This window comes from Mesorhizobium sp. M4B.F.Ca.ET.203.01.1.1 (genome assembly GCF_004791025.1).
GTDB classification, from domain to species: Bacteria; Pseudomonadota; Alphaproteobacteria; order Rhizobiales; family Rhizobiaceae; genus Mesorhizobium; species Mesorhizobium abyssinicae.
In genome coordinates this window covers 47172-70946 of the sequence record NZ_SRUO01000011.1, presented here as the reverse complement: position 1 = coordinate 70946, position 23775 = coordinate 47172, and the positions used below count along the sequence as shown (strand labels likewise).

Below are 23775 nucleotides of genomic sequence, written 5' to 3'. Positions count from 1 at the left end.
TCCGCCTGAAGGCGGAGACCGACTTCAGGCGACGAGATCCGGCACCGGCCCGACATAGCGCGACTGCGGCCGGATCAGCCGCCCGGTCGTCTGCTGCTCGCGCGCATGGGCGATCCAGCCGGCGATGCGGCCCGCGGCGAAGACATTGGAGAACGCCTCCGCGGGAAAGCCCGCCGCTTCCAGCAGGAGCGCGGTGTAGAATTCGACATTGGTCTGGATCGAGCGCTGCGGCTTGGCGACCCGCAGCACCTCGAGCGCTGCCTGCTCGACCTCTTCGGCGAAGGCCAGCCGGCGGCCGGTTCCACCCTTGCCGCCCAGCTGCCGCACCACCGCCTTCAGCACGTCGGCGCGCGGATCGCGCACCCGGTAGATACGGTGGCCAAAGCCCATGATGCGCTCGCCATGCACGATCTCGTCGCGCAGCCAGCCTGCTGCGTCGCCGCTCGCCTCGATCGCGTCCAGCATTTCGATGACCGGTCCGGGCGCGCCGCCATGCAGCGGCCCCTTGAGCGCGCCGAGCCCGGCCAGGATCGCCGAGGTCAGCCCGGCCTGGGTCGAGGCGACGACACGGGTGGCAAAAGTCGAGGCGTTGAGGCCATGGTCGCAGACGGTGACCAGATAGGTGTCGAGCGCCCTGGCCAGGTCGGGTGAATCCGCCTTGCCGCTCAGCATCCGCAGCATGTCGGCGGCATGATCGGCACCCTTGTCGGGGGCGACCGCTTTGTCGCCGCGTTTTGCCCGCAGCAAGGCCGGTGTCAGTACCGCTGGCGCGGCGATCAGCCGGAGCGCATCCGCCAGCGTCCCGCCATCCGGCAGCAAGGCGATGCCGGCGCGCATGCCGCTGTAGACATCGAGCGCGGCCAGTGTGGAAAGAGTCGGCTGCAGCCGCTGGAACACCTCGACCCGCGCCCGGCCGATCGCCTCGGCCAGTTCAGCATCGCCGGGAAGGTCGTCGAAGAAGCCGTCGAGCAACAGGCGCGCCACTTGCGGATAGCGCCAGCGGCCGGCGAGTTCCGGCAGCGAATGGCCACGGATCGTCAGCCGGCCGCCGAGGCCGTCGACATCGGAAAGCACGGTTTCCGCCGCCACCACATCATCGAGCCCGTTTGCCATGTTCGTCTCCTTCGCCATTTACGGAGCTGAATTAATGGTGCAAGTTCGAGGCATCAATCTTGATCAAGTGAATCAATATGTCCAAGCAATCGGCTGCATGACAAACAACATGTCCGAATGGCTGACGCGTGAGGAGGCGCTGGAACGACTCAAGGTGCGGCCGCAGACGCTCTATGCCTATGTCAGCCGTGGCCGTATCGGCATGCGTCCGGACGCAGCCGATCCGCGCCGCAGCCAGTATCGCGCCGACGACATCGCCGCCCTCGCCACGCGCCGCGCGCGCGGCCGAAGCCCGCGAGCGATCGCAGAAAGCGCCATCGACTGGGGCGAGCCGGCTTTTGCCACCTCGATCTCGACCATCCAGCATGGCGGCCTTTTCTATCGCGGAAAGGATGCTGTGACGCTCTCCAGCGCGGCGACGCTGGAGGAGACGGCAAGCCTGCTCTGGGCAGCGGACGTCCCGGTGTCGTTTGCCTCGCCCGGCCGCGGTGACGCGCGCGACAGCGGTCGCGGCGCGGCATTCGCGACGCTGGCTGGACTGGCTGCCGAAGGCCGGCCTTCGCTGGGACGCGGGCCAGCCATGCTCTACCGCGATGCCGCCGACGCCATCGCGGCCCTGGCAGAGGCGCTCGGCGCGGCTGCGGGAAACGGCGCCGTGCATGAGAGATTGGCGCGCAGCTGGTCGGTCGGCGCTGCCGGCGCCAATCTGATACGCAGGGCATTGGTGCTGCTCGCCGATCACGAGTTGAACGCCTCGACCTTCGCCACGCGGGTCGCCGCGTCCACCGGCGCGTCAGTTGCCGCTTGCCTGCTTGCCGGTCTTGCCACCCTGTCCGGACCGCGCCATGGCGGCGCCGGCGAGGCCTTGCTCAATCTGGTCGAGGACGCCGAAAGGCTGGGAGCCGATGCGGCGGTCGAGCGCTGGCTTGGCCACGACCGGCCGCTGCCCGGCTTTGGCCATCCACTCTATCCGGAGGGCGACCCAAGGGCGGAGGCGTTGTTGGCCGATGTCGAGATCGATGGCTGTATGCTATGCCTCGGCGAGACCGTCCTCGGCGCGACGGGGGCGCGCCCGAACATCGACTTCGCGTTGGCCGCGCTGACGCGCCAGTTGCGCCTGCCGCCCGACGCGCCGTTCCGCCTGTTCGCGCTCGGGCGCAGCGTCGGCTCGGCCGCGCATGCCGTCGAGCAGGTCGTGAGCAACCGCCTGATCCGGCCGCGCGCCCGCTACGACGGGCCCGTCGGGATTTAGCGGAACTGGTGCTTATCAAAGCCAAGCCCTGGGGCGCGTCGCTCCAGGGCTTGTTGAGATTCAGGGTCAGGCCGGCTTCACCTGTATGGCAACGTGCCCGTCACGACATCGTGTCGAGCTTGCGCTGCATGGCCGCGATCTGTTCCTTCAGTTCCTGGAGGTCATCGGATTTTTCCGGCGCTTCCTTTTTCACCGGCTCGGCCGGGGCGGGCGCAGTGCCATTCGAGGTCGCCGACGGAAACGGCGTGAACATGCGCATGGCGTTCTGGAACATCTCCATGTTGCGGCGCGTCTGGTCCTCCAGCGCCTTCATCGGCGTCGACATCTTCATCATGTCCATCGGCGACTTGCCGAACGCGCCCTTCATCTGTTCGCGAAAACGCTCCTGCTCCTTGGAGAAGGCGATCATCGACTGCTCGAGGAAGCTGGGCACGATCATCTGCATCTGGTCGCCGTAGAAGGCGATCAGCTGGCGCAGGAACGGGATCGGCAGCATGTTCTGCCCATCCTTGTTCTCCAGCTCGAAAATGATCTGGGTCAGCACCGGATGCGTTATGTCGTCGCCGGTCTTGGCGTCCTGGACGGTGAATTCCTCGCCCTTCTTGACCATGTCGGCGAGGTCTTCCAGCGTCACATAGGTGCTGGTGCCGGTGTTGTAGAGTCGGCGGTTGGCATATTTCTTGATGACGATCGGGTCGTCTTTTGCGGCCATCAGTATCCTCCCCGGACACCGGCGCATTTGAGTAAGCAGCCGGTAACGATTGCGCCCTGTCAAGGATATGCGCAAAAGCGTCACAATTCCAAGCGGTTTGTGCAGTGCAAGATCGATTAATGCTGCACGGCGGCCGGAATATGCTGCGCAGCGAAGCGAGGACCGCCGCCCTGGCCGGCGCAGGCCTGCTTGCCGCGCATGGCCGGCATGCCCATTTCCGGTTTGACTTGGCACCGGGAAAGGGCAAGAAAGTTCCTCAACGACACCCAAAAACACCACACCTCGAAGTCTGGAGAAGAAAATGTCCGCATCCAATGGCATCGTTGTCGCCAGTGCCGCGCGCACAGCAGTCGGCTCCTTCAACGGCAGCTTCGCCGCCACCCCGGCACATGAACTCGGCGCCGTCGTGATCAGGGAATTGCTCGCGCGCGCCAACGTCGAGCCTTCCGAAGTCGACGAGGTCATCCTCGGCCAGGTGCTGACCGCCGCCCAGGGCCAGAACCCGGCCCGCCAGGCTTCGATCAACGCCGGCCTTCCCAAGGAGACCACCGCCTGGGGCCTCAACCAGGTCTGCGGCTCGGGCCTGCGCGCGATCGCGCTCGGCATGCAGCAGATCGCCACCGGCGATGCCAAGGTGATCGTCGCCGGCGGTCAGGAATCGATGTCGCTCTCGGCGCATGCCCAGCATCTGCGCGCCGGCGTCAAGATGGGCGACTACAAGATGATCGACACCATGATCAAGGACGGGCTGTGGGATGCCTTCAACGGCTATCACATGGGCAACACCGCTGAGAATGTCGCGCGCCAGTTCCAGATCACCCGCGACGACCAGGACGAGTTCGCGCTGGCTTCGCAGAACAAGGCCGAGGCCGCGCAGAAGGCCGGCAAGTTCAAGGACGAGATCGTCGCCTTCACCATCAAGGGCAAGAAGGGCGATACGATCGTTGACCAGGACGAATATATCCGCCACGGCGCGACGCTCGACGCCATGACCAAGCTTAGGCCCGCTTTTGACAAGGACGGCACGGTCACCGCCGCCAATGCCTCCGGCATCAACGACGGCGCTGCCGGCGCGCTGCTGATGAGCGAGGCCGAAGCCGCCCGCCGCGGCATCACCCCGCTGGTCCGCATCGCCTCCTGGGCGACCGCCGGCGTCGATCCGGCGATCATGGGAACCGGCCCGATCCCGGCCTCGAAGCGGGCGCTGGAGAAGGCAGGCTGGTCGGTCAAGGACCTCGACCTTGTCGAGGCCAACGAGGCTTTCGCGGCGCAGGCCTGCGCCGTCAACAAGGGCATGGGCTGGGATCCGTCGATCGTCAACGTCAATGGCGGCGCCATCGCCATCGGTCACCCGATCGGCGCCTCCGGCGCCCGCGTCTTCAACACGCTGGTCTTCGAGATGCGCCGCCGTGGCGCCAAGAAGGGTCTTGCCACGCTGTGCATCGGCGGCGGCATGGGCGTCGCCATGTGCGTCGAAGCGCTCTGAGCTCAGCGAATAGCGAAAAGGGAGTAGCGAATAAAGAAGAAAAGCGTCGCGCGCCGGGACGACAGATCCTATTCGCTTCGCTGCTCTCTATTCGCTGACGATTTAAAGGGAGGACCACATGAGCAAGGTAGCAATCGTCACGGGCGGATCGCGCGGCATCGGCGCGGCAATATCGATCGCTCTGAAAAAGGCCGGCTATTCGGTTGCGGCCAACTATGCCGGCAATGACGAGGCGGCCGCGAAGTTCAAGGCCGAGACGGGCATCCCGGTCTACAAATGGTCGGTTGCCGACTATGACGCCTGCGCTGCCGGCATCAAGCAGGTCGAGGCCGATCTCGGCCCGGTTTCGGTGCTCGTCAACAATGCCGGCATCACCCGCGACGCCATGTTCCACAAGCTGACGCGCGAGCAGTGGAAAGAGGTCATCGACACCAATCTGTCCGGCGTCTTCAACATGACGCATCCGCTGTGGGGCGGCATGCGTGACCGCAAGTTCGGCCGCGTCATCACCATCTCCTCGATCAACGGCCAGAAGGGCCAGGCCGGCCAGGTCAACTATTCCGCCGCCAAGGCCGGCGATATCGGCTTCTCGAAGGCGCTGGCCCAGGAGGGCGCCCGCGCCGGCATCACCGTCAACGTCATCTGCCCCGGCTACATCGCCACCGAGATGGTCAAGGCGATCGACGAGAAGGTGCTCAACGAGCGCATCATCCCGCAGATCCCCGTCGGCCGGCTCGGTGAGCCGGAAGAGGTCGCGCGCTGCGTCGTCTTCCTCGCCTCCGACGAAGCCGGCTTCATCACCGGTTCGACCATCAGTGCCAATGGCGGCCAGTATTTCGCCTGAGGCCCGCCAATTCGCCTGAAGACGCGACGCGTTCGGGTCCGAAATTCCGAGACAGCGATCTGACAAACGGCCGGGAGACCGGCCCGTTTTTTGTTGCCGTTGCCGCCCCCGCGGCGTCTCCCGCGCGACGCCCTGCCCCGATCCGGCACGCAAAAGTTAACGGCCGTCACGGAGCCTGTGCAAAAGCTGTTCGCAACCCTGTGGATTCTCGGTGGAAAACTTTGCCACGACACAACATGTTGGGGTGAACAAACCGGGAAAACACCGTCATCGCTGATTCGTCGCCGATTCGTTCCGGCTTTGGCCGGAACGTTAACGCCGAGGACCGAAAATCCGCCCCAAAAGGTTAACGCGCGTTAGGAAAAGTCAAGAATTTCATAATCTTGGGCAAGGCCGGAAGATCAGGGTCCGTCGCCGATCGGCAAAGGTTAACGGCGCCGCGCGACTCGCGTTCGCCCTGCATGAATCGGGCCAATCAAGAGATTCAGCATGTGGTGAGACTCGCCGTCGAAAAACCCACATGTAGCCGTGAACAAAACCTGAATCTCGGCGAGTCAGTGATTCGTCGCCGATTCGTTCCAGACTCGTTCCAACCATTAACCGAGACCGCATTTCGGACCCTCATATGGAGTCAGGGAGACTGACCGCGGAACATTCCGCTTTCGCTTCGCGCATGAAGTCCTTATGTGTCGCCTGTCACACGCGCCATCGCTGGCGTGCTCCCGACAACGAGCGGCAGAGAGTCTATTTCCGGGCCGATGAACGTCCAGCCGAAACATCCTCAGCCGTTGATCCTTTCCGGCCGTGACGTGACGGCTGTGCTTGGGCCCACCAACACCGGCAAGACCCACCTCGCCATCGAGCGCATGGTGGCGCATGAGAGCGGCGTCATCGGCCTGCCGCTCAGGCTTCTGGCACGCGAGGTCTATACGCGCGTCTGCGAGAAGGTCGGCGCCCACAAGGTGGCGCTGATCACCGGCGAGGAGAAGATCCAGCCGCCAGGCGCCAGATATTCGGTCTGCACGGTGGAAGCGATGCCGCGCGAGACCGATGCCGCCTTCGTCGCCATCGACGAGGTGCAGCTTGCCGGCGATCTCGAGCGCGGCCACATCTTCACCGACCGCATCCTGCATCTGCGTGGCCGCCAGGAGACGCTGCTGCTCGGCGCGGCCACCATGCACGGCATCCTGCAGCGCCTCCTCAAGGGCGTCTCGGTGGTGACGCGGCCCAGGCTGTCGCACCTTGCCTATGCCGGTTCGAAGAAGCTCACCCGCCTGCCCAGGCGCACGGCGATCGTCGCCTTCTCCGCCGACGAGGTCTATGCCATTGCCGAGCTGATCCGCCGCCAGCAGGGCGGCGCGGCCGTCGTGCTCGGCGCGCTGTCGCCGCGCACCCGCAACGCCCAGGTCGCGCTGTTCCAGGCCGGCGATGTCGACTATCTCGTCGCCACCGACGCCATCGGCATGGGATTGAACCTCGACCTCGACCATGTCGCCTTCGCCCAGAACCGCAAGTTCGACGGCTACCAGTACCGCAACCTGACCGCCGCCGAGCTCGGCCAGATCGCCGGCCGCGCCGGCCGGCATTTGCGCGACGGCACGTTCGGCGTCACCGGACAGGTCGATCCGCTGGACGAGGAGCTGATCAAGAAGATCGAGAGCCATGATTTCGATCCGGTGAAGGTCATGCAATGGCGCACTGCCGATTTCGACTTCGCCAGCCTCGACGCGCTGAAGCGCTCGATCGAGACCAACGCCCCGGTCGAAGGCCTGACGCGCGCCCTGCCGGCGGTGGACGCGCAGGCGCTGGAGCATCTGTCGCGCGACGAGGCTATCCGCGCGCTCGCCACCGACGCCAAGCGCGTCGCGCTGCTCTGGGAGGCCTGCGCCCTGCCCGACTACCGCAAGATCGCGCCGGCCCAGCATGCAGACTTGATCGCTTCGATCTACATGGACCTCGCCCGACATGGCCATGTCGACGAGAACTACATGGCCGAGCAGGTGCGCCGCGCCGACACGACCGACGGCGACATCGACACGCTGTCGCACCGCATTGCCCAGATCCGCACATGGACTTTCGTCGCCAACCGCCCCGGCTGGCTGGCCGATCAGGCACACTGGCAGGAAAAGACGCGCGAAATCGAAGACAGATTGTCGGATGCGCTGCATGAGCGGTTGACGAAACGCTTCGTAGACCGCAGGACTTCCGTCCTCATGCGGCGCCTTAGAGAAAATACCATGCCTGAAGCCGAAATCAGCCCAACCGGAACCGTCCTCGTCGAAGGCCATCATGTCGGCGAGTTGCAGGGGTTCCGCTTCACCGCCGACCAGAGCGCCGGTGGCGAGGATGCCAAGGCCGTGCGCACGGCCGCCCAGAAGGCGCTTGCCGCGGAGTTCGAGACACGCGCCGAGCGCTTCGGCGCCTGCGCCAATGGCGATCTCGCGCTTGGCTCGGACGGCACGCTGCGCTGGATCGGCGCGCCGATCGGAACGCTGGTTGCCAGCGACGAGCCGCTGAAGCCGCGCCTCGTGCTGCTGGCCGACGAGCAGCTCACCGGTCCGGCTCGCGACAAGGTGGCGGCGCGCGCCGAGCGCTTCGTCAATTTCCAGATCGAGTCGCTGCTGAAGCCCCTGGTCGACCTCAAGAATGCCGAGCAGCTCACCGGCATCGGCCGCGGCATCGCCTTCCAGCTCGTCGAGCATTTCGGCCTCATCAACCGCCGCGACATCGCCGAGGAGATGAAGTCGCTCGACCAGGAGGGCCGCGCCGCGCTGCGCCGGCTGGGCGTGCGCTTCGGCGCCTATCACGTCTTCGTGCCGGCACTGATCAAGCCGGCGCCCGCCGGGCTGGTGACGCTGCTGTGGGCGCTGAAGAACGACGGCAAGGACAAGCCCGGCTTTGGCGACGTGGTTCATGCGCTGGCGTCGGGCCGCACCTCGGTGGTCATCGATCCCGCCTTCGACAAGAGCTTCTACAAGCTCGCCGGCTATCGCAATCTCGGCCGCCGCGCCGTGCGCGTCGATATTCTTGAGCGGCTGGCCGACCTGATCCGTCCCGCCACCAACTGGAAGCCCGGCCTCGGCCAGCGTCCCGACGGCGCCTATGACGGCCACGCCTTCATGGTGACGCCGCCGATGATGTCGATCCTCGGCGCCACGGCCGACGATATGGAAGAGATCCTCAAAGGCCTCGGCTACCGCGCCGAGCCGAAGCCGGCCGCCGAGGTCAAGGCGCGGCTCGACGCGCAGGACAATGCCGCGCGCGAGGCCGCCGCCGCCAAGCTTGCGGCCGAGGAAGCGGCAAAGGCCGAGCTGGCCGCCGCGGCCGAAGCGGCGTCTGCCGAAGCCGGCGTCGAAACACCGGCCGAGGGTTCCGAACCTGGCCCGGATGCCGCTGTGGCGTCGGATGCCCCGGTTGAGGTTTCGGCCGAACCCGTCACCGAGATGGTTGCCGAGCCGGTCTCGGAAGAGGCCACTGACGAGGCCCCGCTCGCCGCGGAAGCCGTCGCCGAGCAGCCTGCGGATAGTGCTCCGGCAGCCGAGCCACAGGCAGATGCCGAAATTGACGCCGTCGCCGCAGAGCCGGTGGCCGCGGAGTCGTTGGCGGCCGAAGCGGTGTCCGCCGCGCCTGCCGCGACGCCGGAAGCCGCCTCCAGCGAGGCGGCCGCCGAGGCCGAGGAGCCGAAGCCCATCCTTCTATGGCGGCAGGGCCGCTTCGACCAGCGCCCGCGCCATCGCCACGACAACCGCAGGGACAATCGCCCGCGCAACGGCCAGGCCGCGCGCGAGGGCCAGGCTGACGCCGCCGGCGGGCAGCCTGGCGGAGCCCAGGAAGGACGCCGCGATCAGCGCGACGGCAAGCCTCGCTTCGACCGCTCCAAGTTCAAGCCGAGACCGCAAGGCGAGGCTGGCGAGCGCCGCGAGGGCAGGCCGCAAGGCGAACGTCCGGATCGCCGCGACGGCAGGCCCGACTGGAAAGGCGGCCGGCAGGACGGCAAGGGCGGCGGGCAAGCCGGCAAGCCTGCCTTCCAGGCCAAGCCGCGCGAGGAGCGGCCGGCGCGCTTCGATCCGGACTCGCCCTTTGCCAAGCTCGCCGCCTTGCGCGACCAGCTGAAGAAGTAGCCTGCGGTTACGATGGTCACCGATGCCCGCCAGCGCATCGACAAATGGCTGTTCTTCTCGCGCGCTGTAAAATCGCGCTCGCTGGCGGCTAAGCTCGTGGTCGCTGGCCGCGTGCGCATCAACAGCGACAAAGCAGCGCAGGCCTCCGACATTGTCCGCCCCGGCGACGTCCTGACCCTCACTCTGGACCGACGCATTCTGGTCTGGAAGGTGCTCGGCGCCGGCGCCAGGCGCGGCCCCGCCGACGAGGCCCGCCTGCTCTATGAGGATATGTCGCCACAGCCCACGCCGAAGGGCGAGGCGGTTCCGGACGCCATTCCGGCGCTGCGCGAAGCCGGCAGCGGTCGCCCGACCAAGAAAGAGCGGCGGGAAACCGACCGGCTGCTCGGCGAGGATTGAGAGAGGATTGAGACAAGACCGGCCTTGTCCGGCGGGCCGTCTGGAAAATCCTTTCCGGGCACGCCGGCAGCGCTGGGGACGGCCGCCCTTGCCAGCGGCCGGCAAAGGCGTTACCTCACCAAAAAGCCCAGCAAAAACGGGACGTCCCGGAGCCTGCGATGACCTATGTCGTGACCGACAATTGCATAAAATGCAAATACATGGACTGCATTGAGGTCTGTCCGGTCGACTGTTTCTACGAAGGCGAGAACATGCTCGTCATCCACCCCGACGAGTGTATCGACTGCGGCGTCTGCGAACCGGAATGCCCGGCCGACGCGATCAAGCCCGACACCGAGCCGGGGCTCGAGAAGTGGCTGCAGGTCAACACCGAATATGCCGAGAAGTGGCCGAACATCACCGCCAAGAAAGAGCCGCCGGCCGACGCCAAGACCTTCGATGGCGAGGCTGGCAAATTCGAGAAATATTTCTCGGCCGAGCCCGGCGAAGGCGACTAGCGCATGACCCCGAAAATCGCTTTCGATTTTCGGAAAGGATCGTGCGCAAATCAAAAGCGACACGGCCGGTTCGGCCGGCATGACGCTGCGTAACAGGTGCGAAACAGGAACTGTCTTGACAGGCAGGGATGGCGCACGGCCTTCGCGAATGCAGCAAAACCTTGATTCTTCCGACTTTTTGTGCTACATCAGCCAAACATGCCGGTGACACAACGTCGATTTATGGCGCAGACGCCCCAAATCACTGAAAGGTGAACTTCACAATCCGGACCAGAGCGATCTGGGGCAGGCGGTCGCAATTGTGCGGTTGGCTGGCCCCGGTTTTTCCGGATGGGTTCATCTGTTGTGCGGCTAACGGTCGGTGACCCCGATCGCGCGAGTTTCAGCCGGCGCCGCCATGCCGGCGCTACAACAAGGAGTTCAGGGCGTAATGGCAACGATCACCCCGCAGAAGAAGTCCAGCGCAGCACGTCACGGTTTCAAGACCGGCGAGTTCATCGTCTACCCGGCGCACGGCGTCGGCCAGATCGTCTCGATCGACGAGCAGGAAGTCGCCGGCCACAAGCTGGAACTGTTCGTCATCGACTTCCAGAAGGACAAGATGCGCCTCAAGGTGCCGGTCGCCAAGGCGACCTCCATCGGCATGCGCAAGCTGTCGGAAGAGGACTATGTCGACCGCGCGCTGAAGGTCGTGCAGGGTCGCGCCCGCATCAAGCGCACCATGTGGTCGCGCCGCGCCCAGGAGTATGATGCCAAGATCAACTCGGGCGACCTGATCTCGATCTCGGAAGTCGTGCGCGACCTCTACCGTGCCGACAACCAGCCGGAGCAGTCCTATTCCGAGCGCCAGCTTTACGAGGCCGCGCTCGACCGCATGGCCCGCGAGATCGCCGCCGTCAACCGCATGTCGGAGACCGAGGCGGTTCGCCTCATCGAGGTCAACCTCAACAAGGGCCCGAAGCGTGGCGCCAAGGCCGACAACGAGGAAGCCGAGCAGGAAGAAGCTGCCTGAGCTTTTCGCTCAAGAAAACGAAAAACCCGGCCTCGCGCCGGGTTTTTTGTTGCTGGGACTTTACCCTCCCCCTTGTGGGGAGGGTCGCTGCGAACCAGCGGGGCGGGGGTGCGGCACCGACCCCCACCCGGACCTTCGGTCCGACCTCCCCACAAGGGGGAGGTAGGGGGCTCAGCTACCCTTCTGAGCCTCCTCCTGCCGCAGCGAGGCGATGAAGCGCTTGGTCCGCTCGCGCTCCGGCCTGTCGAACACGACCGAGGCCAGGCCTTTCTCGACGACGACGCCGGCATCGAGGAACACCACCTCCTGCGCGATCTTGGAGGCGAGCCTCAGATCGTGCGTGGCCATCACCATGGTCGTGCCCTCCCGGGCGAGCTGCCCGAGCACCTCGACCACTTCCTGCGCCAGCTCCGGGTCGAGCGCCGAGGTCGGCTCGTCGCAGAGCAGCACCTTCGGCGACGGCGCCAGCGCGCGGGCGATCGCCACGCGCTGCTGCTGTCCGCCCGACAGCGTCGCCGGCCAGGCATCGGCCTTGTGCGCCATGCCGACCTTCCCCAGCAGCGCCAGCGCACGCTCGCGCGCCCTCGCCTCCGGCCATCTCAGCACCGTCACCAGTCCCTCCATGACGTTCTCGATCGCGGTGCGATGCGGGAACAGCTGGAAGTTCTGGAACACCATGCCGGTCTGCAGTCGAATGCGCTGGATGTCCCTGGCGTGCACCTTGATGCCCGGGCGGAATTCCAGCGTCTCCTCGCCGATCCGCACCGTGCCGGAGGTCGGAATCTCCAGCAGGTTGATGCAGCGCAGGAGCGTGCTTTTGCCGCCGCCGGACGGGCCGACCAGCGCGGTCACGCTGCCTTCCTCGATGCTGACGGTGACCCCCTTCAGCACGAGGTTGTCGCCGAACCGCTTCTCAATCTTGTCGAGGCCGATCATGCGTTCGCCTCCAGGAATCCGCCGTAACGGTTGAGGCGCACCTCCAGCCGCGCCTGCAGCGCCGACAGCACCGAGCTCATCACCAGATAGAGCGCCGCCGCCTCGATATAGAGGATCAGCGGCTCGTAGGTGGTGGCGACGATGCGCTGCGCCGCCTGGAACATCTCCGGCACGGTGATGGCTGCGGCCAGCGAGGTATCCTTGACCAGCGAGATGAAGGTGTTGGACAGCGGCGGCACGGCGACGCGGCCTGCTTGCGGCAGGATCGTGCGCCGCATCGCCTGGCTCCAGGTCATGCCGATCGAATAGGACGCCTCCCACTGCCCTTTCGGCACCGAGCCGATGACGGCGCGGATGATCTCCGACGTATAGGCGCCGATGTTGAGCGTGAAGCCGATCAGCGCCGCGGGAAAGGCGTCGAGCAGGATGCCGACGGAGGGCAGGCCGTAGAAGATCAGGAAGAGCTGCACCAGGAGCGGCGTTCCACGGAAGATCCAGACATAGAAGCGGGCCACGGCCGCCAGGGGCTTGGGGCCGAACAGCCTGAGCAGCGCCGTGGCCAGCCCGGCGACGAGCCCGAAGGCGAAGGACAAAAGCGTCAGCGGCACGGTGAAGATCAGCGCCGCCCACAACAGCGTCGGCAGCGATTCCAGCATCAATTGCAGCCAGTGCGGCACGGGGCCCTCTCCTTGAGGTGCAGCCTGGATAACCGTCCATCGCCTCCGGCGTCGCGGCGGGTGGCTCCGGCGAGGGGCTGCGCGGTGCATATCACGCGAAAACCGGCGGGCCGTCAAAGACGACTCGCCGGGATCGAAGTGCCAGACGGCCTGGCTTACTGCGAAACGTCCTGGCCGAAATAGGTGTCGGCGATCTTCTTGTAGGTGCCGTCCGCCTTGATGTCGGCCAGCGCCTTGTTGATCGCCGCGACCAGCTCCGGATCGCCCTTGCGCACGATGACGCCGGAATAGTCGGCATTCTCTTCCTGCGCGGCGATCTTCACATTGGCGTCGGGCTTGTGCTTCTTGAAATCGAGGAAGGAGAGGCTGTCGTTGATGGTGGCGTCGGCGCGGCCGGTGAGCAGAAGCTGGATCGACTGGTCGAAGCCGTCGGTGCCGACCAGCTCGGCGCCGTTGGTCTCGGCCAGCTTGCCGAAATTGGAGGTCAGCGACTGCGCCGACTTCTTGCCCTTGAGATCGGCGAAGGTCTTGATGTCGGTGTTGTCGCCGCGCACGATCAGCACCGCCTTGGAGGCGATGTAGGGCTCGGAGAAATCGTACTTGGCCTTGCGCGCGTCGGTGATGCCGACCTCGTTGATGACGGCGTCGTAGCGGTTGGCGTCGAGGCCCGCGATCAGCCCGTCCCATTTGCCTTCGAGGAACTCGACCTTGACGCCGAGCTTGTCGGCGATCGCCTTGGCGATCTCGACGTCGAAGCCGACCAGCGCGCCGGACGTGTCATGATAGGTGAAGGGCGCGTAGGTGCCTTCCGTGCCGACCTTGAGGACGCCGGCCTGCTTGATCTGGTCGAGATTGGCGCCGGCATGGCCGGCGGTGACCGCCAGGGCCTGCAGCGTACCGGCGATGATGAGCGATTTAAGCCATTTCATTTTTCTGTGATCCCGTTTTGGCCGGTGCCCCGGCGCGTCTGTGAGAGCCGGAAACTGACAGATAGGGCTGAGCAAAATAAGGAACCAGATTTCAAAAATCTGGCATTCCAGGAATGACATGCTCAAGCGCATGCGAGAACCGATCCGCAAGCAGGCTCCCTGCTGTTTAGAGTCGTCCGAGACAACGCAAAGCCGCCCGGCCGTCGCTGCGGAACATTCCCCGGCATGGCACGTTCTTGGCTTTGTAGGGCGCGGCGCCGCCATTTCAACCGCCGCTGACGCCAGGGATGGTATCCGGACACCGGAATGTCCGCGATATCGGAAAATGGAGCGCGGCATGATCGACGACACGGCAGGACGGACCATGGTCCGCGCGGCGATGAAGGCTCCCTATCTCGAGCGCGAGGAAGAGCATCTCCTGGCGTTGCGCTGGAAGGAGGACAACGACCAGCACGCGCTGCACCGCATCACGGTCGCCCATATGCGGCTGGTCATCTCCATGGCCTCGCGGTTCCGCCATTACGGCCTGCCGCTCGGCGACCTGATTCAGGAGGGTCATGTCGGCCTGCTGGAAGCAGCCGCCCGTTTCGAGCCGGAACGCGAAGTGCGCTTCTCGACCTATGCCACCTGGTGGATTCGCGCCTCGATGCAGGACTACATCCTGCGCAACTGGTCGATCGTGCGCGGTGGCACCAGCTCGGCGCAGAAGGCGCTGTTCTTCAATCTCAGGCGTTTGCGCGCCCGGCTGGCGAACGGCGCCGAGCCGATTTCCAACGCCTCGCTCTATCGCGAGGTGTCGGCGGCACTCGGCGTGCCGGAAGCCGACGTGGCGATGATGGATTCGCGCCTGTCGGCTCCGGACAGCTCGCTCAATGCGCCGCTTGGCGATGATTCCGGTCCGGCCGAGCGCATGGATTTCCTGATTTCGGACGATCCGCTGCCGGACGAGGTCGTCGGCGACACGATCGACATCGAACGCCGCTCGCTGTGGCTGAAGGCGGCGCTCGGCGCGCTCAACGCGCGCGAGCTGAGGATCATCGAGGAGCGCCGGCTGACCGACGAGGGCGCGACGCTGGAAGCGCTCGGCGAGGCGCTCGGCATCTCCAAGGAGCGCGTCCGTCAGATCGAGGCCCGCGCCATGGAAAAGCTGAAAGTCGCGCTGGTCGAGCAGAATCCTGAATTCCTGGCGACCGCCGCCTGACTTCTGTCTGCCCCAGCCTATCTGTCGGTGACGATCTTGACCTTGTCGCCGGTCGAGACGGCGGCGCCCGGCGATAGCGCGTTGAGCACCCTGAACAGGTCGAGCTTGCGGTCCACGCCGACCATCTGCGCGGCGAGCGAGCCCATGGTCTGCCCGGCCTGGACTGTGACGACGCGGATATGCAGCGGCTTCAGCGCCGCCTTCTCGGCAGCGCTCAGGATGCGGAACGAGCCGCTGACCGAGCGCGCCACCGGCTCCAGCGCGGTGCTGGCCGAAGGTGCCGCCGTCAGCAGCCGGTAGACCTGGCCGCCGGCGCGGATCACAGCGATGTCGAACTGCCAGCCGTCGGCGCCGGCATGCGCCACGGCCGCCTCGTTGCCATTGATGGTTTCCTGGCGAACGCTGGCATCGTCGAGGCCGGCCACCCAGCCGCTGCGGATATAGTCGGTCAGCGCCCGCGACCTGTCGATCGAGACGCCATCGAAGCGGATCGCCATGTCGCCAGGGCCGGTCGCCGTCACCGCCGCCGCCGAATTGTCGATGACAAAGCCGTCGGGCACCGTGAACGACACGCCGAGGCCCGGATGCAGGAAGGTCTGGCCGCGCACATAGCCCTCTTCCGGCGTGTCGCCGTAGAGCAGCCCGTCAATGCCGGCCAGGAAGGCGTCGCGGTCGCGCGTGCCGATGCCCGGCGGGCCGAAGTTGCGGGCAAGCCGCTGGGCAAGCTCGATGCGCTGCGGCGTGTTTGGATGCGTGGCCAGGAAGTCGAGGCTGGCATCGGTGGCGCCGCTGATCGAGCGGAAATCGGTATAGGCCGACATCGACTGCAGGAAGCGGCCGGCGGCGTACGGATCATAACCGGCCTCGCCGATCGACTTGATGCCGATGGCGTCGGCCTGCAGTTCCTGGTTGCGCGAGAACTGGGCGAGCCTCAGCTTGCCGCGGATGAGCGCCGCCTTGGCGGTCGGGCTGTCGCCCAGCACATCCGACACCACCTTGGTCGCCAAGCCTTCCTCGGCTTCGAGCTGCTGGCGCTGCAGGCCGTGATTGGCGGTGACATGGCCCATCTCGTGCGCGATGACGGCGGCGAGCTCGGACGAATCATTGGCCAGCGCCAGCAGGCCGCGGGTGACATAGAGGTAGCCGCCGGGCAGCGCGAAGGCGTTGACGTTGGGGGAATTGAGGATGGTGATGCGATAGGTCTGGGTCGGATTGGCCGACACCACCGTCAGGCTGCCGACGACCTTGGCCACCATGCGCTCGAGCTTGGGATCGGAATATTCGCCGCCATAGGTGGCAAGGATGCGCGGGTGCTGCGCCTTCGCCATTTCGGCAAGCTTCGAGTTGGCGACGACATTGTCGACGGTGATCGGCTTGTCGGACGGCTGGAAACCGGATTCCTGCACATCCGGCGGCGTGAACATCTGGCAGCTGGCCAGCGCCACGGCAAGGCCGGCCAACGCGAGGAGACGCGCCAGCGGTTTCGTCAGCACTCTATGCTTGCCGGTCGGCAGATCGGCTTCCTTTCCAAATCTTTGCGGGCAAATCACGGCCTGTGCCGGACCAGTATGGGCGGACCTAGCCATACTCCTCCAGTCAAGGCAAGCAAACGCTGCATCACCCAAACCCGGTTTGAGCGTAAATTATGTCCGCTTCCGGGCAACATGCCATGATCCGGCGGCGATGCATGCCGCCCGAAAATGCACTGTGGTTTTGAGGCAACGGCCTGCATCGAACAGAACCCCAGCGCCTCATCCGCGGTCGTCGAGGCGCGACCCTTTGGCCGCGTCCATGCCGACATAGCGCCGGAAGGCGTCCGGTCCAGAGCCGTCGAAGAAATCGGCCGCCGTCCCTGTCGCGGCGACCGTGTGGTTGTCGAGGAACACCATGTCCTGGCCGATGCGGCGCGCATCCTCGGGCTGGTGCGTGACGAACAGCACCGTCATCTGCCGTTCGGTATGGACGTTGGCGAGCAGATCGAGCATGTCGTCGCGCAGCGCCGGTCCGAGCGAGGCGAACGGCTCGTCGAGCAAGAGCACCGGCCGGTCGCGCACCAGCACACGCGCCAGCGCAACCCGCTGCCGCTCGCCGCCGGAAAGCTCGCGCGGCAGCCGCCTCTCCTTGCCGGCAAGGCCGACACGCGCCAGCGCCTCGGCAATCGCCGCATGGTCGGCATCGCCGAGGCTGAGCGATGGCGAGCGGCCGAGCCCGACATTGCGCTCCACCGAAAGATGGGCGAACAGATTGTTCTCCTGGAAAACCATCGAGACCGGCCGTGCCGAAGGCGGCGCGGCGCTGACATCGCTGCCGTCGATCAGCACGCGCCCCGAACGCGGCGCCTCGAAACCGGCCACAAGGTTGAGCAGCGTCGACTTTCCCGAACCGCTCGGCCCCATGATGGCGGTGATCTTCGCGGCGGCGAACCCGACGTCGAAACGGAACGGCGCTTCGCCATAGTCGAATGACACGTCCTCCAGCCGAACCGTCACCCCTTTCGCCCTGCTTTCGTTCGCCGGCATCATGATCTCTCCCCGCGCCCGAGCCGGTCGGCGGCAAGCACCAGCGCCAGGCAGACGAGGCCGAGCAGCAGCGCCAGGCCGGCGGCGTCGGCGGTGCGATAGCTGCCCATGCGCGCCAAGAGAAGATAGGGCAAGGTCTGCACGGAATCGCTGCCGAACAGCGCGATGACGCCGAGATCGCCGAGCGACAGCGCCATGGCGAAGGCGAAGCCGGTGGCGAGCGGCCGCCTGAGCGACGGCCAGTCGATCAGGCTGAGCCGGTTCCAGCCGGATATGCCGAGCAGCAGGCAGAGCCTTTCGTGGCGTTCGCTTGCCGCGTCATAGGCGGGGCGGATCGCGCGGATGGCGAAGGGCATCGCCATCACCGCGTTGACGGTGACGACCATCAGCGGGGCAATGGCAAAGACGTCGCTGACCGTGCGCAAGAGCAGGAACCAGCCGGCGCCGACGACGATGGGCGGCACGACGAGGACGAAGCCGGCGCCGGTATCCGCTGCATGTTCCAGCAATGTCTTGCGGCCGGCACGGCGTTTAAGGGCCAGCGCCCGGCGCGCCGCGATCAGCGCCAGCGACATCGTCACCGCGAGCGACGCCGACAGGAAGGCCAGCACCACGCTGGTCAGCGTCGCCTGTCGCACCGCGCCCTCGCCGGCCAGCCGGCCAAGGTCGGCGCCAAGGCCCGCCGCGACCGTCGCCGCCATCGGGCCGGCCACGAACAGCAGGGCGAGCACGATCAGGGCCGCGTTCAGCAAGGTTTCCGTGGGGCTCGCCGAAAGGTACCGACGCGCCGCCACCGGCAGGTTGGCGTCGCCGGCCGTGTTGGCGCCGAGCCGCGTCAGCGCCAGCACCACGGCAAAGGTCAGCGCGATCTGCAGCAGCGTCAGCGTCACCGCCCGCGCCGGATCGAAATCGAAGCGCAGCGCCTGGTAGATGGCGACCTCCAGCGTCGTGGCGGCCGGCCCGCCGCCGAGCGTCAGCACGATGGTGAAGGAGGTGATGCACAGCATGAACACCAGCCCGGCGACGCCGGGCAGCGCCGCCCGCAGCGCCGGCCACTCGATCAGCCGGAAGGCGTGCCTGACGCCCATGCCGAGCTGGCTTGCCAACCGCCAGTGATTGGCCGGCACAGTGCCCAGCGCCTCGAGGAACAGGCGCGTGGCCAAAGGCAGGTTGAAGAAGACATGGGCGACGAGGATGCCGGACAGTCCGTAGATGCCCGGCCAATCCCGACCGCCGAGCAGGCCGGCGAAATAGCCGGCGCTGCCGTAGAGCGCCAGGATCCCGAGCGCCGCAACGATCGCCGGCAGCGCCAGCGGCAGGGCGAAGAGCTGCAGGATCAGCCCGCGGCCCGGAAACCGCGGATGCCGGGCGAGCGCCCGTGCGACGAACAGCGCCGGCACGACGGAAAGCAGCGTCGACAACAGCGCCTGCCACAGCGTGAAGCGCACGACGCGTAGCAGATAGGGATCGAAGGCCGAGGCGGCGCCGGAGAAATCATGCGCGCCTTCGATGACAAGGCCGGCAAACGCCCCGCCGATCAGCAAGGTGATGGCGCCTAGCGCGGCGATGCCGGCGGTGATACGGGGGTCAGAGCGAGGCGCGAGCTGCACGCTGCACCACCAGTCTCCGGATGGCTGGTTGGCTCGAACTCAATGAACGTCGAGTTCCTTCGCGCCCCCCTCTGTCCTGCCGGCCATCTCCCCCGCGGAGGCTGCTTTCCTCTCCCTCCGGAGGGGGGAGAGGTGGCGCCGCGAAGCGGCGACGGAGTGGGGGAACCACCTGGAAACCGCCGCAGCGGACACAGGAAAGAGGATCGCGTGCAAGCATCGTCTTGATGCGCGCCAAGGTCGACCCCCACTCCGTCGAGCTTCGCACGCCACCTCTCCCCCGATCGACGGGGGAGAGGAAGGATGCCAAGTCATCCGAGCCGGCGCCTGTCCTCAGCGGCAAAGGCTCCCTTCCGAAGATTGTGTGATCTCTCCCCCCTTGCGGGGGGTGGCTTGGCGCAAGCATCGAAAAACCTACTTGCTCATCGCCGCCAGCCATTCGTCCACCCAGGCCTTGCGGTTGGCGGCGACCTCTTCGGCGCTGAACAGCAAGGTCTTGGTCGGCTTGACCAGTTTGTCGAAGGCCGGATTGAGCGGCTTGTCGGTCTTGCCGGCCGGGAACATCCAGTTGGTTTCGGGGATCACATCCTGGAATTTCGGCCCGGTCATGAAGGCGATGAACTTTTCCGCCAGCGGGTTCTTCGCCCCTGTCGTGGTGATGCCGGCAACCTCGATCTGCAGATATTCGCCCTCCTCGAAGGACGCGGCCTGGTAGCGCTCGGTGTTTTCCGCGACCATGTGATAGGCCGGCGAGGTCGTGTAGGACAGCACCATCGGCGCCTCGCCCTTGGTGAACAGGCCATAGGCCTCGCTCCAGCCCGGCGTCACCGTCAGCACCTTGGGCTTGAGCTTGGCCCAGGCTTCCGGCGCCTTGTCCCCATAGACCGACTTCACCCAGAGCAGCAGGCCGAGGCCGGGCGTCGAGGTGCGCGGATCCTGGATGACGATCTTGTCGGTGGCGCTGCCCTCGACCAGTTCCTTCAGGCTCTTCGGCGGGACTTTAAGCTTTTCGGTGTCGTAGACGACGGCGAAATAGCCGTAGTCGAACGGCACGAACGTGTCGTCGCTCCAGTCGCCGGGGACGTTGAGGCCGGACACGCCGCCATGCGGTGCGAACAGGCCGCTCGCCTTGGCTTCCGCCGTCAGGTTGGTGTCGAGGCCGAGCACGATGTCGGCCTTGGTCGCCGCGCCTTCCAGCTTGACGCGGTTGAGCAACGCCACGCCGTCGGCGACCGAGACGAATTCGAGATCGCAGCCGCATTCGGCCTCGAATTCCTTCTTCACCGCCGGGCCTGGCCCCCACTCGGCGGTGAAGCTTTCATAGGTGTAGACGGTGAGCTTGTCCTTCGCGGCCGCAGGGCCCGCGAGAAGCGAAACCAGGCCGGTGGCCAGAACAAGGTGGGATAAGAGCGTGCGCATCGGCGCCTCCTTCGTTGGTGTTGAAAGGAATTGAGGCGTCGGATGTTCCGAAACGTCTAATCCCTCCGCCGGTACAAACCGGATCAGGTTCAGCGGGTTGGCGATTGCCTCTCAGCCGGCCCGCGAAAACCCGCGTCCGGCACCCCGTTAGAGCGTTTCGACACATAGGCCCGGCCACGGCACCGCGCAAGCGGAAGTTTGCCGGGTTTCCAAGGCGCCGCTTCCGTTTCGCCGGCGAGGCTGATAAGGGCGACGCCCATGGGCACATTCACCATCCTGCTTGGCGGCGACCTCGTCCGCACGCCTAGGCTCGACAGCCAGCTCGCCGGCGCGCGCGTCATCGCCGCCGACGGCGGCATCGGCCATGCCCGCATGCTGGGCCTGACGCCCGAGCTCTGGGTCGGCGATTTCGATTCCGTGCCGGCGGACTTGCCGCATGATCTGGCCGCCGTGCCGCGCCAGGTGTTTCCGGCCGAGAAGGACAAGACGGACGGCGAGCTGGCGATCGCTGCCGCCCTCGAGCGCGGCGCCACCGGCCTGGTGCTGGCCGGCGCCTTCGGCGGCAAGCGTGCCGACCACGCCTTCCTGCATCTGGCGCTCGCCGTCCGCCTGGCCGAGGCCGGCATCAGCGTGCTTTTGACCAGCGGCGCGCAGGAGGGCATCCCCCTTCTGCCGGGCAAGGCCGGCTTCGACTATGCCGACGGCACGCTGGTTTCAGTGCTCGGCTTTTCCGATCTTTCCGGCTTCAGCGTCACCGGCGCCAAATGGCCGCTCGACCATGTCGAGGTGGCGTTCGGCTCGTCGCTGACTATATCCAACGAGGTCAAGGGGCGGCTTGAGGTCGCTCTCGGCCACGGCCGCGCGCTGCTGCTCGCTCACCCCTATCCTCTTCCTGAAAGCTGACATGGCCCCGCCTCTTCTCAATCTCGACGGGATAAGACTGACCTTCGGCGGCACGCCGCTGCTCGACGGGGCGGCACTCAGCGCATCCGCCGGGGACAAGATCGCGCTGGTCGGCCGCAACGGCTCCGGCAAGTCGACGCTGCTCAAGATCGCCGCCGGCATGATCGAGCCGCAGGACGGCGAGGTGTTCCGCCAGCCTTCGGCGACGGTGCGCTACCTGCCGCAAATGCCCGACATGGATGGCTTCGCCAATGTGCGCGCCTATGTCGAGGCGGGACTCGGGCCGGCCGACGATCCCTACCGCGCCACCTATCTGATGGAGCATCTCGGCCTCACCGGCGAGGAGCGGCCGAACGACCTGTCCGGCGGCGAGGCGCGGCGCGCCGCCCTTGCCCGCGTCATGGCGCCGGAGCCCGACATTCTGCTGCTGGACGAGCCGACCAACCATCTCGATCTGTCGGTGATCGAATGGCTGGAGGAGGACCTTGCCCGCACCTCCTCGGCGGTGATCCTGATCTCGCACGACCGCCGCTTCCTCGAGCGCGTATCACGCGCCACCGTCTGGCTCGACCGCGGCCAGACCAAGCGGCTGGACAAGGGCTTTGGCCATTTCGAGGAGTGGCGCGACCAGGTGCTGGAAGAGGAAGAGCGCGAGCAGCACAAGCTCGGCCGCCAGATCGTGCGCGAGGAGCACTGGCTGCGCTACGGCGTGACTGCACGGCGCAAGCGCAACATGCGACGGCTCGGCGAGTTGCAGACCATGCGCCAGCGTTTCCGCAGCCATCGCGGCGCCGAGGGCACGGCCACCCTGGTGGCCAGCGACGCCGCCGAGTCCGGCAAGCTGGTGATCGAGGCCAAGAGCATCGAAAAGAGCTTCGGCGACCTCACCGTGGTCAAGGGTTTTTCCACCCGCATCCAGCGCGGCGACCGCGTCGGCCTGGTCGGGCCGAACGGCGCCGGCAAGACGACGCTTTTGAAGATGCTGACCGGCGAATTGGCGCCGGATGCCGGTTCGGTGCGGCTCGGCGTCAATCTCGAGATCGCCACGCTCGACCAGAAGCGCGAGGCCGTCGATCCGCAGGAGACGCTGGCGCATTACCTCACCGACGGGCGCGGCGAGAACCTTCTCGTCAATGGCGAGCAGCGCCATGTCGTCTCCTACATGAAGGACTTCCTGTTCAAGCCGGAGCAGGCGCGCACGCCGGTGCGCGAGCTTTCGGGCGGCGAGCGGGCGCGCCTGCTGCTCGCCCGCGTTCTGGCCAGGCCGGCCAACCTGCTGGTGCTCGACGAACCGACCAACGACCTCGACATGGAGACCCTGGAGCTGCTGCAGGAAATGGTGGCCGGCTTCGCCGGCACCGTCATCCTGGTCAGCCACGATCGCGATTTCCTCGACCGCACCGTCACCAGCGTGATCGCACCGGATGGCGGCGGCCGTTGGATCGAATATGCCGGCGGCTATTCCGACATGCTGGCGCAGCGCGGCGGCTCGAAGCTCGAAGACCGCAAGGCAAGGCCAAGGGCGGAGGCCGGCGAAACGCCCGCCGCAGCGAGATCTGAAACGGCCGCGCCGAAAGGCCCGGCGAAGAAATTGTCGTTCAAGCAGAAATTCGCGCTGGAATCGCTGCCAAAGAAGATCGAGGCAGTAACCGCCTCGATATCCCGGCTGGAGAACAACATCGCCGACCCCTCCTACTACGAGCGCGATCCGGCCTCGTTCCAGAAGACCATCGCCGCCCTCGACAAGGAGCGGGTAACGCTCGCGGCGCTGGAAGAGGAGTGGCTCGAGCTGGAGATGCTGCGGGAAGAGATGGAGGGGTGAGCGGCAATCAACGCCGCCTCGCTGCCGTAACCGTACAATGCGCATATACGCATGTTGCGGAGGCCATCATGCGCAAGATAGCCGCGAACGCGGTTCGTCAGCCGGCAAATCTGTCGATCGATTCACAGATCATGAAGGAAGCGAAGGGGCTCAATGTGAACGTCTCGCGAGCCGCCGAAGCCGGGATAGCCGAAGCGGTCGCCGCCGAGAAAACGCCACTATGGAAGCTTGAGAACCGCGCCACCATGGATGCTTGGAACGACTATGTCGACAAGCATGGCGTTCCGCTGAAAGAACATCGGCAGTTCTGATGTCACGCTACGACG

The 23775-nt window shown here is 66.1% G+C and carries 20 protein-coding genes and 1 riboswitch; of the genes, 11 read left to right on the top strand and 9 right to left on the bottom strand.

Going from position 1 to position 23775, the window contains the following annotated elements; translation table 11 throughout:
• Positions 1-24: 24 nt before the first annotated feature.
• The gene (locus EN846_RS22255; protein WP_127285536.1) at positions 25-1113 is read right to left on the bottom strand and encodes a citrate synthase/methylcitrate synthase; all 1089 of its coding nucleotides are present in this window, start codon (positions 1111-1113) and stop codon (positions 25-27) included.
• A gap of 109 nt (positions 1114-1222) precedes the next feature.
• Between EN846_RS22255 and EN846_RS22250 the strand changes: the two genes are divergently transcribed.
• Positions 1223-2365, top strand: coding sequence for a citrate/2-methylcitrate synthase (locus EN846_RS22250; RefSeq protein ID WP_128275948.1), 1143 nt, complete (start codon positions 1223-1225; stop codon positions 2363-2365).
• 100 nt (positions 2366-2465) lie between these two features.
• On the opposite strand, the gene phaR is transcribed toward EN846_RS22250, so the two are convergent.
• Complete coding sequence (gene phaR / locus EN846_RS22245; RefSeq protein ID WP_127285535.1) at positions 2466-3077, bottom strand: polyhydroxyalkanoate synthesis repressor PhaR; 612 nt, start codon at positions 3075-3077, stop codon at positions 2466-2468.
• A 301-nt stretch (positions 3078-3378) separates the two neighbouring features.
• On the opposite strand from phaR, the gene EN846_RS22240 reads away from it, so the two are divergent.
• The 6 genes from EN846_RS22240 to EN846_RS22215 all read left to right on the top strand — a co-directional run bounded on the left by EN846_RS22240 (position 3379) and on the right by EN846_RS22215 (position 11436).
• Positions 3379-4563: an acetyl-CoA C-acetyltransferase gene (locus EN846_RS22240; RefSeq protein ID WP_127285534.1), complete on the top strand. Its 1185-nt coding sequence runs from the start codon at positions 3379-3381 to the stop codon at positions 4561-4563.
• A 118-nt stretch (positions 4564-4681) separates the two neighbouring features.
• The gene (gene phbB, locus EN846_RS22235) at positions 4682-5407 is read left to right on the top strand and encodes an acetoacetyl-CoA reductase (protein WP_127285533.1); all 726 of its coding nucleotides are present in this window, start codon (positions 4682-4684) and stop codon (positions 5405-5407) included.
• A gap of 758 nt (positions 5408-6165) precedes the next feature.
• Positions 6166-9528 carry a helicase-related protein gene (locus tag EN846_RS22230; RefSeq protein WP_135898998.1) on the top strand — a complete coding sequence of 1121 codons (3363 nt, stop codon included), beginning with the start codon at positions 6166-6168 and terminating at the stop codon, positions 9526-9528.
• Positions 9529-9540: 12 nt separating this feature from the next.
• Positions 9541-9927 carry an RNA-binding S4 domain-containing protein gene (locus EN846_RS22225; RefSeq protein WP_128275510.1) on the top strand — a complete coding sequence of 129 codons (387 nt, stop codon included), beginning with the start codon at positions 9541-9543 and terminating at the stop codon, positions 9925-9927.
• Between the two features lie 158 nt (positions 9928-10085).
• Positions 10086-10424: a ferredoxin FdxA gene (gene fdxA, locus EN846_RS22220; protein WP_006202440.1), complete on the top strand. Its 339-nt coding sequence runs from the start codon at positions 10086-10088 to the stop codon at positions 10422-10424.
• A gap of 430 nt (positions 10425-10854) precedes the next feature.
• A complete protein-coding gene (locus EN846_RS22215; protein WP_127285709.1) occupies positions 10855-11436 on the top strand; it encodes a CarD family transcriptional regulator in 582 nt (193 codons plus the stop codon).
• 171 nt (positions 11437-11607) lie between these two features.
• On the opposite strand, the gene EN846_RS22210 is transcribed toward EN846_RS22215, so the two are convergent.
• The 3 genes from EN846_RS22210 to EN846_RS22200 all read right to left on the bottom strand — a co-directional run bounded on the left by EN846_RS22210 (position 11608) and on the right by EN846_RS22200 (position 13978).
• Positions 11608-12372 carry an amino acid ABC transporter ATP-binding protein gene (locus EN846_RS22210; RefSeq protein ID WP_127394329.1) on the bottom strand — a complete coding sequence of 255 codons (765 nt, stop codon included), beginning with the start codon at positions 12370-12372 and terminating at the stop codon, positions 11608-11610.
• On the bottom strand, positions 12369-13049 hold the full coding sequence (locus EN846_RS22205) for an ABC transporter permease subunit (RefSeq protein ID WP_127311582.1): 681 nt from the start codon (positions 13047-13049) through the stop codon (positions 12369-12371). The genes EN846_RS22210 and EN846_RS22205 overlap by 4 nt, the downstream gene beginning before the upstream one ends.
• A 155-nt stretch (positions 13050-13204) precedes the next feature.
• The gene (locus tag EN846_RS22200; RefSeq protein ID WP_127392912.1) at positions 13205-13978 is read right to left on the bottom strand and encodes an amino acid ABC transporter substrate-binding protein; all 774 of its coding nucleotides are present in this window, start codon (positions 13976-13978) and stop codon (positions 13205-13207) included.
• Positions 13979-14315: 337 nt separating this feature from the next.
• Here EN846_RS22200 and EN846_RS22195 point away from each other — a divergent pair, with 337 nt between their 5' ends.
• Entirely contained in the window at positions 14316-15179 is an 864-nt protein-coding gene (locus tag EN846_RS22195) for an RNA polymerase factor sigma-32 (protein WP_127285705.1), read from the top strand.
• Between the two features lie 17 nt (positions 15180-15196).
• On the opposite strand, the gene EN846_RS22190 is transcribed toward EN846_RS22195, so the two are convergent.
• The 4 genes from EN846_RS22190 to thiB form a co-directional block, all read right to left on the bottom strand.
• On the bottom strand, positions 15197-16672 hold the full coding sequence (locus EN846_RS22190; RefSeq protein WP_245493465.1) for a M48 family metalloprotease: 1476 nt from the start codon (positions 16670-16672) through the stop codon (positions 15197-15199).
• Positions 16673-16930: 258 nt separating this feature from the next.
• Positions 16931-17698, bottom strand: coding sequence for a thiamine ABC transporter ATP-binding protein (thiQ, locus tag EN846_RS22185; protein WP_189523710.1), 768 nt, complete (start codon positions 17696-17698; stop codon positions 16931-16933).
• Positions 17698-19308, bottom strand: a complete 1611-nt coding sequence (gene thiP / locus EN846_RS22180; RefSeq protein WP_127392910.1) for a thiamine/thiamine pyrophosphate ABC transporter permease — start codon at positions 19306-19308, stop codon at positions 17698-17700. The genes thiQ and thiP overlap by 1 nt, the downstream gene beginning before the upstream one ends.
• Positions 19309-19719: 411 nt before the next feature.
• Positions 19720-20724, bottom strand: a complete 1005-nt coding sequence (gene thiB, locus EN846_RS22175; protein WP_127392909.1) for a thiamine ABC transporter substrate binding subunit — start codon at positions 20722-20724, stop codon at positions 19720-19722.
• A gap of 43 nt (positions 20725-20767) precedes the next feature.
• Positions 20768-20881: riboswitch (TPP riboswitch) on the bottom strand.
• Between the two features lie 101 nt (positions 20882-20982).
• On the opposite strand from thiB, the gene EN846_RS22170 reads away from it, so the two are divergent.
• From EN846_RS22170 to EN846_RS22160, 3 genes are all read left to right on the top strand, one after another.
• Positions 20983-21627 carry a thiamine diphosphokinase gene (locus tag EN846_RS22170; RefSeq protein WP_135859422.1) on the top strand — a complete coding sequence of 215 codons (645 nt, stop codon included), beginning with the start codon at positions 20983-20985 and terminating at the stop codon, positions 21625-21627.
• 1 nt (position 21628) lies between these two features.
• Positions 21629-23449, top strand: coding sequence for an ABC-F family ATP-binding cassette domain-containing protein (locus tag EN846_RS22165; protein WP_127394084.1), 1821 nt, complete (start codon positions 21629-21631; stop codon positions 23447-23449).
• 68 nt (positions 23450-23517) lie between these two features.
• Positions 23518-23760: a type II toxin-antitoxin system CcdA family antitoxin gene (locus EN846_RS22160; protein ID WP_127286941.1), complete on the top strand. Its 243-nt coding sequence runs from the start codon at positions 23518-23520 to the stop codon at positions 23758-23760.
• Positions 23761-23775 lie beyond the last annotated feature (15 nt).